This window comes from Halomarina oriensis, assembly GCF_009791395.1.
GTDB lineage: Archaea > Halobacteriota > Halobacteria > Halobacteriales > Haloarculaceae > Halomarina > Halomarina oriensis.
This window is the reverse complement of sequence record NZ_WSZK01000038.1, coordinates 1-12,667: the sequence shown is the minus strand read 5'-3', so window position 1 is coordinate 12,667 and position 12,667 is coordinate 1. Positions and strand designations below refer to the sequence as shown.

General features: G+C 66.6%; 11 protein-coding genes and 1 pseudogene. 5 read left to right on the top strand and 7 right to left on the bottom strand.

The window, feature by feature from the left end; translation table 11 throughout:
- Positions 1-8: 8 nt before the first annotated feature.
- Entirely contained in the window at positions 9-197 is a 189-nt protein-coding gene (locus tag GQS65_RS19435) for a hypothetical protein (protein WP_158206285.1), read from the bottom strand.
- A 59-nt stretch (positions 198-256) separates the two neighbouring features.
- Positions 257-1,444, bottom strand: a complete 1,188-nt coding sequence (locus GQS65_RS19430; protein WP_158206350.1) for a threonine synthase — start codon at positions 1,442-1,444, stop codon at positions 257-259.
- A 99-nt stretch (positions 1,445-1,543) separates the two neighbouring features.
- Here GQS65_RS19430 and GQS65_RS19425 point away from each other — a divergent pair, with 99 nt between their 5' ends.
- Positions 1,544-1,942: a RidA family protein gene (locus GQS65_RS19425; RefSeq protein WP_158206284.1), complete on the top strand. Its 399-nt coding sequence runs from the start codon at positions 1,544-1,546 to the stop codon at positions 1,940-1,942.
- Positions 1,943-1,960: 18 nt separating this feature from the next.
- On the opposite strand, the gene GQS65_RS19420 is transcribed toward GQS65_RS19425, so the two are convergent.
- On the bottom strand, positions 1,961-2,824 hold the full coding sequence (locus GQS65_RS19420) for a winged helix-turn-helix domain-containing protein (protein WP_158206283.1): 864 nt from the start codon (positions 2,822-2,824) through the stop codon (positions 1,961-1,963).
- Between the two features lie 113 nt (positions 2,825-2,937).
- On the opposite strand from GQS65_RS19420, the gene GQS65_RS19415 reads away from it, so the two are divergent.
- From GQS65_RS19415 to GQS65_RS19405, 3 genes are all read left to right on the top strand, one after another.
- A complete protein-coding gene (locus GQS65_RS19415; protein ID WP_158206282.1) occupies positions 2,938-3,585 on the top strand; it encodes an HAD family hydrolase in 648 nt (215 codons plus the stop codon).
- 190 nt (positions 3,586-3,775) lie between these two features.
- Positions 3,776-5,923, top strand: coding sequence for a catalase/peroxidase HPI (gene katG / locus GQS65_RS19410; protein WP_158206281.1), 2,148 nt, complete (start codon positions 3,776-3,778; stop codon positions 5,921-5,923).
- 184 nt (positions 5,924-6,107) lie between these two features.
- Positions 6,108-6,530 (top strand): hypothetical protein, encoded by a 423-nt coding sequence (locus tag GQS65_RS19405; protein WP_158206280.1) that lies wholly within the window; start codon positions 6,108-6,110, stop codon positions 6,528-6,530.
- Positions 6,531-6,770: 240 nt separating this feature from the next.
- Here the strand turns inward: GQS65_RS19405 and GQS65_RS19400 are convergent, their stop codons facing one another.
- The 4 genes from GQS65_RS19400 to GQS65_RS19385 all read right to left on the bottom strand — a co-directional run bounded on the left by GQS65_RS19400 (position 6,771) and on the right by GQS65_RS19385 (position 11,474).
- Positions 6,771-8,279 (bottom strand): carboxypeptidase M32, encoded by a 1,509-nt coding sequence (locus tag GQS65_RS19400; RefSeq protein ID WP_158206279.1) that lies wholly within the window; start codon positions 8,277-8,279, stop codon positions 6,771-6,773.
- 86 nt (positions 8,280-8,365) lie between these two features.
- Positions 8,366-9,322, bottom strand: a complete 957-nt coding sequence (locus tag GQS65_RS19395) for a hypothetical protein (RefSeq protein WP_158206278.1) — start codon at positions 9,320-9,322, stop codon at positions 8,366-8,368.
- A gap of 160 nt (positions 9,323-9,482) precedes the next feature.
- Entirely contained in the window at positions 9,483-10,979 is a 1,497-nt protein-coding gene (locus GQS65_RS19390; protein WP_158206277.1) for a carboxypeptidase M32, read from the bottom strand.
- 51 nt (positions 10,980-11,030) lie between these two features.
- Entirely contained in the window at positions 11,031-11,474 is a 444-nt protein-coding gene (locus GQS65_RS19385) for a putative quinol monooxygenase (RefSeq protein WP_158206276.1), read from the bottom strand.
- A 110-nt stretch (positions 11,475-11,584) separates the two neighbouring features.
- Here GQS65_RS19385 and GQS65_RS19380 point away from each other — a divergent pair.
- A pseudogene (locus GQS65_RS19380) lies at positions 11,585-12,667 on the top strand (class I tRNA ligase family protein); the annotation flags it as partial.

The following is a 12,667-nucleotide window of genomic DNA, read 5'->3' as shown; positions in this document are numbered from 1 at the left end:
GACGCGACTCAGCCGATCCGACGCGAGAGTGCCATCGCTCCCGCCGAGACGAGCGTCACGCCGAGGACGCCGACGCCGAACGAGAGCGTCGAGAACTGGCCGGTGGCTCGGAGGAGCACCGCGAGGACGCCGACGGCGAGAACGCCCGCGACGGTGAGGAGGTATCGCGGGTCGCGCCACGAGACGGGAAACGCCATACGGCTCTCTACTCCGGCCGACCGGAAAGGCGCTGGGCCGTCGCCTGCCGCCCGCTCGTTCAGACCGTCCCGAGGTGCCCGCGGAGCACGTCGTCGTCCTTGCTCCCCGCGCCGGTGTTGAGCAGGACGACCGTGTCGTCGGCGTCGAACTCGCCACGCTCCGCGAGTTCGAACGCGCCCGCAGCGGCGGCCGCACAGGTCGCCCCCATCTCGATGCCCGTCTCGCGGGCGACGGCGATAGCCGCGTCCAGAATCGCGTCGTCGCTGGCGGCCACCGCACCGCCGTCGCTCTCTTCGAGCGCGTCGAGAATCAGCGGACTCGCGCCGGGGTTCGGGATGGCGATACCGCCGAAGACGGTGTCGACGTCCGCCCACGTCTCGTGGTGCTCTGCTCCCGACTCCCACGCCTCGACGATGGGCGCACAACCGCTCGCCTGTGCGGCGTACATCGGCGGCAGGTCGTCGGTCAGACCGAGGTCACGGAACTCGCGGGCGGCCTTGTGCATCCCGACGAGACCCACCCCGCCGCCGGTGGGGTAGACGACGGCGTCGGGCACCTCCCAGTCCAACTGCTCGACCGTCTCGTACAGCATCGTCTTCTTGCCCTCGTGGCGATACGGCGTGACGAACGTCTTCGTCGAGTACCAGTCGTCTTCGTGGTCGGCCATCGCGTCGGCGTAGGCCGCGCCGGCGTCACCGATTTCGCCGGGGACGACCGTCAAATCAGCGCCGTGGACGAGCGTCATCGACTTCTGGGTGAACCCGGCGCGGTCGGGGAGGAAGACGTGGGCGTCCAGTCCCGCTTCGGCGGCGTACGCCGAGGCGGACTGCCCGGCGTTCCCGGCGGAGTTGAGCGCGATGTCCGTCGCACCGTGGAGGGTCGCGGCGGTCATCGCCACCGTCTGCCCCCGGTCCTTGAACGTCCCCGTCGGGTTGCGCCCCTCGTCTTTGACGACGACGCGTTCGACGCCCATCCGGTCGGCCAGCGCTGGTGCCTCGACGAGCGCCGTCGCGCCCTCGTCCATCGTCACCGCCGTGTCGCGGGCGAACGGTAACAGTTCCTCGTAGCGCCACATCGTGTCGAACCGGCGGGACTCGAACGTCTCGCGCGTGAGGTCCAGTCGGTCGTAGTCGTACGTCGGGTCGAGGATGCCCCCACAGTCGGGACAGCGGTGACTCGTCTCGGCGTCGAAGCTCTCGCCACAGTCGACGCAGGTCAGGCCGACGAACGCCTCGGTCGTCTCCAGTTCGGTGGTGGCCATGCCCGACACTCTCGGTGAGCGAGCAAAGGCGTGGTGCCACCGGCGAGCGCACGGGTTCTTGTCGTTCGACGACGACGTCCGGCCATGCGACGACAGCGAGTCCAGAGCGGAACGGAGTGGGAGAAACGCGTCGGCTACTCGCGGGCGGTCCGCGTCGGCCGCCGGGTGTTCGTCGCCGGCACGACGGCCACCGACGACTCGGGAGCCGTCCTCGACGGCGACGCCTACGAGCAGACCGCACGGGTCCTCCGGAACGTCGAACGCGCGCTGACGGAGGCGGGCGCGAGCCTCGACGACGTGGTTCGAACGCGGATGTTCGTCACCGACGCCGACGACTGGGAACAGGTCGGGAAGGCCCACGAGGAGGCGTTCGGCGACGTTCGGCCGGCCGCGACGATGGTCGAGGTGTCACGACTCGTCGACCCGGCGATGTGTGTCGAAATCGAGGTGGACGCCGTGGTCGACGGCCCCGAAGACGAGTAGCACACACCGTGCGGTCGCTCACTCGACGACCGTCGGGTGACCGTCGGCGTCGAACGCGAAGACGAGTTCCTCACCCTCACACGGCACCCGGATGTGCGCACACAGCGGGTCCGTCTCGGTTTCGACGTAGTCTTCGTCGAAGCAGAAGGGGAGTTCCCAGCACGGTGTCGCCGCCAGGTCGACGCCGTGGTCGTAGAACAGCGTGACCGTCGCGGGGTGTCGAAGGACCCGTTCACCGAGCGTCTCTCGGGGGTGGAAGGTGCAGTGGCGACACTCGTAGCGCACGTGCGTCGGGTAGTCGTGGTAGTGGCCGACTGGAATCAGGTCGGCGGTCATCCGCCCGCCACAGGCGGGACAGATGCCGTCGGCCGCGAGGCGAAGTCGTGCTCGCTCCCACCGGTCGTGGGCCACGGCCAACTCCTCGTTGGTCCGCCCGTCGACACCCGCCGGTGGGAAGGCGTGTTCGTTCCAGAGTCGCCCACAGTCCACACAGAACACGTTCGCCATGTCGTCGACGTAGCGGAAGGCGAGGGTACCACCGCAGTCGCCACACGCACCGTCGAGGGTGGTCCGTTCACGTTCCGCGTGGTCGGTGAACGTCCCAGCGTGAATCGCCTGGATGACGTGGAGTCCGGCCTGTCTGAGCGTGTACCCCTCCTCGCCGACCCGCCGGATGAAGTGGTCGGTGAGTTCTCCACGGTGGTAGTTGAGTCGGCCGTTGTCCTCGACGCCGACCCGGTCACGTATCTCCGAGAACGTCGCCGTGCCGTCGGGTGCCGTCCAGATGGCCCAGAGGATTTCGAGTCGTAGCTCGTGACCGAGCAGCGAGAACGCGGCCTCCGGCGCGAGTCGACCGTCCGTCCCGTCGGGCAGCGAACTCATTGCCGGACGAACCGTGCCGACCGGTAAAAGCAGTTCGACGCGCTGACGTGTCGAACGGCGAGTAGAAACACAGTTCGCAGAACGGCTTTGGATCCGCTGGTCACAGTTCGGGTATGCACGACGCGGTCTGTTTCGACATGGACGGGGTCATCGTGAACTCTGAACACCACTGGGTCCCCCTCGAGAACGAGCGCATCCTCCCCGAGGCCGCCCCCGACGGCGACGTGACGGCGAGCGACGTCATCGGGATGCACGTCGGAGACATCTACGACTTCCTCGTCGCCGAACACGGCACGACGATGGACCGGGAGGCGTTCCTCACACTGTACGACGACGCGGCCGAGGAACTGTACACCGAGCGTGCCGACCTGCTGCCGGGGTTCGAGGCGCTCTGTTCGGCCCTGCGCGAACGTGACGCGTCGCTCGCGCTCGTCTCCTCGTCGTCACACCGCTGGATTCGGTTCGTCACCGACCGGTTCGGCCTCGACGCGTTCGACGCCGTCGTCAGCGCCGACGACGTCGAGGGGCCGAGCAAACCCGACCCGTTCGTCTACGAGTACGCCGCGAGCGAACTCGACGTGCCGGCCGACGCCTGTGTGGCCGTCGAGGACTCCACCCACGGTGTCGCCGCGGCCAACGCCGCCGCGATGTCCAGCGTCGGCTTCCGGTGGGACGACGACCACACACAGGACCTCTCGGCGGCCGACGTGGTGACGACCGGTCCCGAAGAGTTGCGACGAGCGTTGCTCGACCGCGTGTGAGTCCGCTCGCTCGTGAGTCGTTCGGCGGGCGACGGTTCGGTCCGCTCGACGCGCTCGGTCGGTGGCTGCTCCAGAAATCCTGTCGAATAGAGAGTGTGAGTTCATCCATCCGGTAGATTACTTGGGCTGGACCGAAACATCGTTACCCAAGTAGACAATCTTAACTGGCGAACGCGGCAACTGGCCTAACATGGACAGGTCCAACAAGGACTGGTGGCCCGAGCAGTTGAACGTCGACATCCTCAAGCAGAACGTCCACGCGAACGACCCGATGGACGACGACTTCGACTACGCCGAGGCGTTCGAGTCCCTCGACCTCGACGCGGTCAAGGCGGACATCGAGGACGTGATGACGACCTCTCAGGAGTGGTGGCCCGCCGACTACGGTCACTACGGGCCGCTGATGATTCGGATGGCGTGGCACAGCGCCGGGACGTACCGCACGAGTGACGGCCGCGGTGGCGCGTCGCGTGGCGGGCAGCGGTTCGCACCGCTCAACAGTTGGCCGGACAACGCGAACCTCGACAAGGCACGACGACTCCTCTGGCCGGTCAAACAGAAGTACGGCCGCAGTCTCTCGTGGGCCGACCTGCTCGTCCTCTCGGGCAACGTCGCCCTCGAATCGATGGGCTTCGAGACGTTCGGCTTCGGCGGTGGCCGCGAGGACACCTACGAACCCGACGAGGCCGTCTACTGGGGGCCGGAAGACGAGATGGAGACGACGTCCGAAGCGCGCTTCGACGAGGAGGGTGACCTCAAAGCGCCGCTGGGCAACTCCGTCATGGGGCTCATCTACGTCAACCCCGAGGGACCGAACGGCGAACCCGACCTCGAAGGCTCGGCCCACAACATCCGCCAGACGTTCAGCAACATGGCGATGAACGACGAGGAGACGGTCGCACTCATCGCCGGCGGCCACACCTTCGGGAAGGTCCACGGTGCGGACGACCCGGACGCCCACGTCGGCTTCGAACCCGAGGCCGCACCCATGCAGGCACAGGGCTTCGGCTGGGAGAGCGACTTCGAGTCCGGCCGCGGTGCCGACACCATCACCAGCGGTATCGAGGGGCCGTGGACGGACGCGCCCATCAAGTGGGACATGGGCTACCTCGACAACCTGCTCGACCACGAGTGGGAACCGCACACGGGTCCCGGCGGCGCGTGGCAGTGGCGACCGGTCGACGCCGACGCCGTCGCGGACGCACCGGACGCCCACGACGAGTCCAAGACCCAGCCGCCGATGATGCTCACGACGGACGTCGCGCTGAAGGAGGACCCCGAGTACCGCGAGGTGCTCGAGCGCTTCCAGGACGACCCCAAAGCGTTCCAGGAGGCGTTCGCCAAGGCGTGGTACAAGCTCATCCACCGCGACATGGGTCCCCCGACCCGGTTCCTCGGTCCGGAGGTGCCCGACGAGGAGATGCTCTGGCAGGACCCCGTCCCCGACGTCGACTACGAACTCGTCGGCGAGGCGGCGGTCGAGGAGCTCGAAGGGGCGATTCTCGACTCGGAGCTCACGGTCCCACAGCTCGTCCGGACCGCGTGGGCGGCCGCTTCGACGTACCGCGACAGCGACAAGCGCGGCGGCGCGAACGGCGCACGTATCCGCCTTCGTCCACAGCGTGACTGGGAGGTCAACAACCCCGAGGAACTGGGGATGGTCCTCGACACGCTCCAAGGCATCAGATCGGAGTTCAACGACTCCCGGAACGACGGCGTGCAGGTCTCGCTCGCCGACCTCGTCGTCCTCGGTGGCAACGTCGCCGTCGAGCAGGCAGCGGCCGACGCGGGCTACGACGTCGATATCCCGTTCGAGCCCGGTCGAACCGACGCCTCCCAGGAGCAGACCGACGTCGACTCCTTCGGGGCGCTGGAACCGGAGGCCGACGGGTTCCGCAACTACCTGGGTGGCGAGCACGACCGGCCGCTCGAGGAGATTCTCGTCGACCGCTCGGAACTGCTCACCCTGACCGCACCGGAGATGACGGTGCTCGTCGGCGGGATGCGCGCACTGGACGCGAACTACGACGGCTCCGACCGCGGCGTCCTCACCGACCGACCGGGGACGCTGACCAACGACTTCTTCGTGAACCTGCTCGACATGGACACGGAGTGGGAACCGGTCGACGACGCCGAACAGGTGTTCGAGGGGCGGTCCCGCGACACCGGTGTCGTCGAGTACGAGGCGACCCGCTTCGACCTCGTGTTCGGCTCGAACTCCCAGCTTCGCGCCATCGCGGAGGTCTACGGCGGGGACGACGCCGAGGAGACGTTCGTCGAGGACTTCGTCGAGGCGTGGCACAAGGTGATGACGCTCGACCGATTCGACCTAGAGTAAGCGAAACCGGGGACCGCCGGGTCGGTGTCACGCTCTGACTGTCGGCGGCGTGCCGTGGCGGTTCCTCGCACGTCTCGATTCGTGTTTCTCTGCGCTTGCCGAGTTTGCCGGTATTGTTAGAGTTGTGCCGCGTGTGTATCATTCTTCGCAGAAGATATTTACCGCTTGTTGATTGATGCACCGTATGAAACGTCGTGCTCTCCTCGCCGTGATTGGGACAGCCGCTACTGCTGGTTGTTCAAGCGTGACTGGAGCGTTCGGGGATAACTCGGAGGAGGGGATGACGGTGAGTTCCGAATACACCTGCATCGAATTGCAGGACCCCCCGTGCATCGCGTCGGTGACGGTCGACAAGATGGGCAACGCTACTCAACTCATAGCAAAGGTACCCAATTCGTCTGGTACGACAGAACAACACGTAATCTCCACTGAAGGCGGCCAGTTGGAGATAGATGGATTACGCCCCGAGCAGGAAGTGGAGTTGTATGCGAAGCGGGATGACAAGACGATTCTGTTTCAGAAGGTCCCAACACCGGAACAGCGGAAGCGTGAGCTTCCCCTGAGCAACTCTTCGGACAGTTCCCACTCAACTACTCAGTCCCGATAGACTCACGCTCTCTGTCTAACAGTTGATTCAGCAGAAAACTGCTGGAACAAACAACTCAAGCGTCCGCGTGAGTGAAACGAGCGCGGTTCACCGAGTACGAGCCACGCGAGACGGCGAAGCCGTCTCGCCGGAAGCCAGCGGCACCGCCGCTGGCGACGAAGCGAGTACTCGGCCTTTTTAGTCCAGGTTTTTCGAGGAGCGGTGGCGCGAAGCGCCACCCGACGAAGAAAAAAAGTGGGTTTACAGCCCGTAGAGGTCGCCGAACTTCGACTTCGCGTACTCGACGAAGTAGTCGGCCGTCAGCGGTTCGCCCGTCGCGTGTTCGATCAGTTCGGGCGTCTCGTAGCGACAGCCCGGTTCGTGGACGCGTTCGTTCATCCACTCTCGGATGGGGTCGAACTCGCCGTCGCGGACCAGCGCGTCGACGTCGAGGTCCTCGCGGATGGCGGCGTTCAACTGGGCGGCTAACACGGAGCCGACGGTGTAGTTCTGGAACGACGCGAAGCCCGACGACCAGTGGATGTCCTGCAGACAGCCACGGGCGTCGTCCGGCGGCGTCACGCCGAGGTACTCCTCCATCTTCTCGTTCCACAGGGCGGGAATCTCCTCGACGCCGATGTCGCCCTCGACGAACGCGCGGTCGATCTCCGAACGGAGGATGATGTGGAAGTGGTAGGTGAGTTCGTCCGCTTCGACCCGGATGAGGTTGTCCGGGTAGATGCGGTTGACCGACTCGTACATCGTCTCGGCGTCGACGTCGGTGCCGAGGTGGTCGTTCGCGGTCGGGGCGAACGCCTCCCAGAACGGCTTCGTGCGGCCGACGTGGTTCTCCCAGAACCGGCTCTGGGACTCGTGGACGCCCGACGAGCGGGACTTCCCGAGCGGGGTGCCGTAGGCGTCCTGTCGAAGGCCGAGTTGGTAGGAGGCGTGGCCGTACTCGTGGGTCGTCGACATCACCGCCCCGAGTGGGTCGGACTCGTCGAACCGGGTCGTCACGCGGGCGTCGAACTGCGTCCCGACCATGAACGGGTGTGGCGCGGTGTCGAGGCGACCACGCGACCGGTCGTAGCCGAGGAAGTCCAGTGCGGCCTCACACAGCGCCATCTGGTCGTCGTCGGGGTACGTCCCGTCGAACGGGTCGGGTAGGTCGTCGCCCTGCTCGCGGATGTCCGCGATGAGCGGGACGAGTTCCTCGCGGAGGGTGTCGAAGATGTCCTCGACGGTGTCCAGTGGGAGGTACGGCGCGCCGTCCTCGTACATCGTGACGTACGGGGACTGAGCGGCGTCGATGTGGTCGGCGCGTTCGCGCTGGAGGTCACGCAGCCGTTCGAGTGTCGGCGCGAACGCGTCGAAGTCGCTCTCGGCTTTCGCGTTCTGCCACGTCTGCTGGGCGTTGGCCTGCGTCTCCGAGAGTTCACCGACGAGGTCGCCGGGGACGTCGACCGCACGCTCGTAGTCCCGTCGGAGTTCGCGGACGACGGCGGCCTGCTCGTCGCTCAGGTCCGCGTCGGCGAGGGCATCGAGGTACTCGCCGACGTCGGAGTCGGTCTGGAGGTCGTGGGTGACCGACGAGAGCGCCGAGAGCTGTTTCGAGCGGGCGGGCATCCCACCTTCGGGCATCATCACCTGGAGGTCCCAGTAGACGACGCCGGAGCCGTCTTCGAGATAGGTGAGCTGTCTCGTGTGGTCGAGGAGGTCCTCGTACGCGTCGGGGGCCTCGGACTCGCTGTCCGTGTCCGTCGTTGCCATACTCGTCACCGAGTCTCGGGGTGTGTTAACTGTAGGGGAAGTCCGTCGGGGACGCATCCCGACCGACCGGCGACGGCCGTGGTCGGTCAGTCGTCGGCCGCGATGGTTCGCGTCTCACCGCCGGCGTTCGTCGTCTCGTCGGGACGACCCAGGTTCTCACGCACGTCGACCATGTCGGGGTGGTCGAGGTGGCGACGTGCCCGGTCGCTCAGCTCCGCGACGCTCGTCGCCGCGCTCACCTCGTCGCGGAGTGCCTGCCACTGCTCGTGGCGGACGACGACACAGACCGGAATCTCGTGGAGACCGAAGTGCTGGGCCATCCAGAGGCGGTGCCGGCCGTTGTGTTGGATGACCTCGCCGTCCCGGCCGATGTCGACCTGGATGTCGGCCAGCCAGTCGAAGATGGTCACGTCGTCGGTGCTCTCGAAGAGCATCGACTCGTTGGTGACCGGTCGGAACCGGTCGCGGAGCGAGTCGTGAGTCGGGGCGGCGGCCGTCTCGAACGGGACGTCGAGGAGTTCGCGTGCGGAACGGTAGCCGTCGCGGCGGATGCTCGCGTAGACGGCGTCGAGACGCTCGACCCACTCCCAGACCTCTTCACCGGTAGCGAAGCGCCAGCGTTCCTCACCGTCGAGTACCTGCTGGACGAGGTCGACGTCCTCCCAGGCCGCGCCCTGCTCGTACCGGGCGTCGAGCGCCTCCCAGATGTAGTCGAACCGTTCGTCGAGGCGCTCGCAGTCGCGGTCCCAGTCACCACCGCGGACCGAGCCGAACTTGCGGAAGCAGAACAGCGTCTCGAAGGGACTCGTGTGGACGATGTCACGGGGGTCGACGTAGCGCAGTTGCCGCGGGTCGGCGGCCGCATCGACGCCGCGGCGGTTCCGCCAGACGGTGTACGTGTACCACTGACGGTCGGTGAGGAGCGCGCGTTCGAGGCCGAACGTCGCGTACTCGCGGCTGAACGCGAACTGATCCCGAGCTTTCGAGACCAGTCGAGACAGCCCTCCCTTCCTGTAGTGTGCCAGTGCACGGTCGAGGACCATGGTGGGTACCACTCGCTACGGACTGTTTGTTATGGGTATGCTGACCGCTATAGTATCCGATTATCAAACTGTAACGTGAGCTTCACTCGGTGGAAACAGTCGCTTAATTCGGGGAGAGAGCGTCCGTCGACCGGGGTTCGTGTTCGACGGTCGAGGCGACCTACAGGTCGTAGAGCCGTTCGTACTTCTCGGTGACGTAGTCAAGGAAGTGGTCGGCGGTGTACTCCTCGCCGGTCGCCTGCTCGACGAGTTCCGGCGTGGTGTACCGGGCACCGTGTCGGTGGACGTGCTCGTAGAGCCACTCCCGCAGCGGCTCGAACTCGCCGGCCCGGATCTGCGTCGAGAGGTCGAGGTCCTCGCGGACGGCGCTGTCGAGCTGGGCGGCGAGCACGCTCCCGAGCGAGTACGTCGGGAAGTACCCGAAGTTGGCGTGGCTCCAGTGGATGTCCTGGAGACAGCCCTCGGCGTCGGTCTCCGGGCGAACTCCGAGGTACTCTTCCATCTTGTCGTTCCACACCTGCGGGACCTCGCTGACGTCCAGGTCGCCCGCGATGAGGTCGCGCTCGATTTCGAAGCGGAGCACGATGTGCATGTGGTAGGTGAGTTCGTCCGCTTCCACCCGAATCAGGTTGTCCTCGTAGACCTGGTTGGCGGCCTCGTAGGCGTCACGCGGCGTGGCTTCGACGTCCGGGAAGTGGTCCGTGAACGTGGGGAGGAACAGTCCCCACCACTCCTCGGTGCGGCCGACGTGGTTCTCCCAGAGTCGGGACTGGGACTCGTGGACCGTCAGGTCGCGGTCGTCGCCCAGCGGCGTCCCGTAGTGGTCGTCGGGCAGGCCGAGCATGTACTGCGCGTGGCCGAACTCGTGGACGGTCGCCGTGAGCGCCCCGAGGGGGTCGGACTCGTCGAAGCGGGTCGTCACGCGAGCGTCGAACTGGTTCCCCGAGGTGAAGGGGTGCGAGGAGACGTCGAGGCGGCCCCGGTCCCAGTCGTAGCCGAGCGTGTCGAGGGCGTCACGGGAGGCGGCCTGCTGTCTCTCCGTGTCGAACTGTCCCGAGAAGGCGTCCACGGCGAGTTCGACGTCGCTCTCGCGGATGCGGTCGACGAGCGGGACGAGTTCCTCGCGTAGCCGTGTGAGGACGCGCTCTGCGGTGTCGAGGTCGAGGTACGGTTCGTAGTCGGCGAACAGCACCGCGTAGGGGTCGGCGTCGGGGTCGACGTGCTCCGCGTAGTCGCGTTTCAGCTGGATGAGCTCCTCCAGTTTGGGCGCGAACAGGTCGAAGTCGTCCTCGGCTTTCGCCTCCTCCCAGACGCCCAGTGCCTCGCTGGTCGCCCGCGAGGTGCGTTCCACGAGGTCGCTCGGGACTCGAACGGCACGGTCGTGCTGTCGGCGGACCTCCCGAACGACGGCCTGCTGTGGGTCGACGAGGCTGTCGTCGGCCTCCAGCGCGTCGAGGTCGGCGGCCATCTCGTCGTTCGTCAGCAGTTCGTGACCCATCGTCGAGAGCGTCGAGAGCTGTCGTGACCGGGCGGGGGTGCCACCCTCCGGCATCATCACCTGCTGGTCCCACGAGAGGACGCCGCTGGCCCCCTGGAGGTAGGTGAGCCGCTCCACTCGCTCGACGAACGCGTCGTAGCGCGTCTGGTCGGTTGCCATACCGAGCACGGACACCCCCGGAGTGCTTCAATCAGGTGGGTCCGCGGCCGGTCACTCGACCGACTCGGCGGCCTCCTCGGCGTCGAACCGGGCCGTCGCAGGCGGCTCGTCGAGCGCCATCTGGACCGTCTCGATTGTCCCGTCGACCAGGTCGGGCAGGCGCTCGACGAACGGGCGGTCGTCATCGGTCTCCAGATGGGCGCGTGTGGCCGCCCCAGCCTCGTCCTGCTCGAAGAGACGGACGGCGCTCGGGTCGAGGACGTCCCTGCTCGCGTGATAGCGGACGGTGCCCGCGTTCTCGCGCGACGCCGCGGCGACTTCGTCCACGATGGCGAGGGCGTCGCCGACACGGTCGGGGTCGAGCGGAATGCTGGTGTAGACGCTACCGTCTCGTGACCGGAGGTCGGTCAGCGAGCACTCGACGGTTCCCCGAACGAGTGTTCGACTCTCTGCCTGACAGGCGTCGCGCGGTGCCCCCGTCGCACGGCCACACACGAAGATTTATCCTACCGCTCCCGTTTCTATCGGGTATGTATCGGTCGCCCGTAGTACGTGTGTAGCCTCCTTCTCACAGCGCACCGCACAGCGACCGACCCCGACGAACCATGACAGACCTACCGGACGACTACGACCCGGACCGTATCGAGAGCAAGTGGCGCGAGGAGTGGCGAGACACCGACCTCTACACGTACCAGGACGACGACGGCGAGACGTCGAAGACGTCTCGGGCAGACGGCGAAGCCGTCGACGACGAGGACCGCCCGGACTACATCATCGACACCCCACCACCGTATCCGACGGGGAACTTCCACCTCGGCCACGGCCTCCAGTGGACCTACATCGACTTCGCCGCCCGCTACCACCGCCTGAAGGGCGAGGACGTGCTGTTCCCGCAGGGCTGGGACTGCCACGGCCTGCCGACGGAGGTCAAGGTCGAGGAGAACGAGGGCATCCACCGCACCGACGTCTCCCGCGAGGAGTTCCGCGACCTCTGTGTCGAGTTGACCGACGAGAACATCGACTCGATGAAGGGGACGATGGACGCCCTCGGCCTCTCGGTCGACTGGTCGGCGGAGTTCCGAACGATGGACGAGTCGTACTGGGGGAAGACCCAGCGCTCGTTCGTCGAGATGGAAGACGACGTCTACCGCGACGAACACCCCGTCAACTGGTGTCCGCGCTGTGAGACCGCCATCGCCGACGCCGAAGTCGAGAAGGAAGACCGGACGGGGACGCTGTACCAGGTCGCGTTCGACGGCGTCGAGAACGACCCCATCGAGATCGCCACGACCCGCCCCGAACTGCTCGCGGCGTGTGTCGCCGTCGCCGTCGACCCCGACGACGAGCGCTACGAGGGCCGCGTGGGCGACACCTTCGAGGTGCCGCTGTTCGGCCAGGAGGTCGACTCCTGGCCGACGAGGACGTCGTACGGCGAGTTCGGCACCGGCGCGGTGATGATCTGTACGTTCGGGGACAAACAGGACGTCGACTGGTGGAGTCGCCACAGACCTGGACCTCCGCTCGGTCCTCACCGAGGACGGCCACCTCAACGACCTCGCCGGGGAGTTCGAGGGCCAGACTATCGCGACGCGAAGGAGAACGTCGCCGACGCGCTGGACGACGCGGGCCACCTCGTCGACCACGAACGGACCGAGCAGGCCGTCGGCGTCTGCTGGCGCTGTGATACG

What these genes read in the sequence shown, in the direction of transcription:
- GQS65_RS19395 (WP_158206278.1), bottom strand. Translation starts at nt 9,322, where the DNA reads ATGGTCCTCGACCGTGCACTGGCACACTACAGGAAGGGAGGGCTGTCT.
- GQS65_RS19390 (WP_158206277.1), bottom strand. Translation starts at nt 10,979, where the DNA reads ATGGCAACCGACCAGACGCGCTACGACGCGTTCGTCGAGCGAGTGGAG.
- GQS65_RS19420 (WP_158206283.1), bottom strand. Translation starts at nt 2,824, where the DNA reads ATGAGTTCGCTGCCCGACGGGACGGACGGTCGACTCGCGCCGGAGGCC.
- GQS65_RS19435 (WP_158206285.1), bottom strand. Translation starts at nt 197, where the DNA reads ATGGCGTTTCCCGTCTCGTGGCGCGACCCGCGATACCTCCTCACCGTC.
- katG (WP_158206281.1), top strand. Translation starts at nt 3,776, where the DNA reads ATGGACAGGTCCAACAAGGACTGGTGGCCCGAGCAGTTGAACGTCGAC.
- GQS65_RS19425 (WP_158206284.1), top strand. Translation starts at nt 1,544, where the DNA reads ATGCGACGACAGCGAGTCCAGAGCGGAACGGAGTGGGAGAAACGCGTC.
- GQS65_RS19415 (WP_158206282.1), top strand. Translation starts at nt 2,938, where the DNA reads ATGCACGACGCGGTCTGTTTCGACATGGACGGGGTCATCGTGAACTCT.
- GQS65_RS19400 (WP_158206279.1), bottom strand. Translation starts at nt 8,279, where the DNA reads ATGGCAACGACGGACACGGACAGCGAGTCCGAGGCCCCCGACGCGTAC.
- GQS65_RS19405 (WP_158206280.1), top strand. Translation starts at nt 6,108, where the DNA reads ATGAAACGTCGTGCTCTCCTCGCCGTGATTGGGACAGCCGCTACTGCT.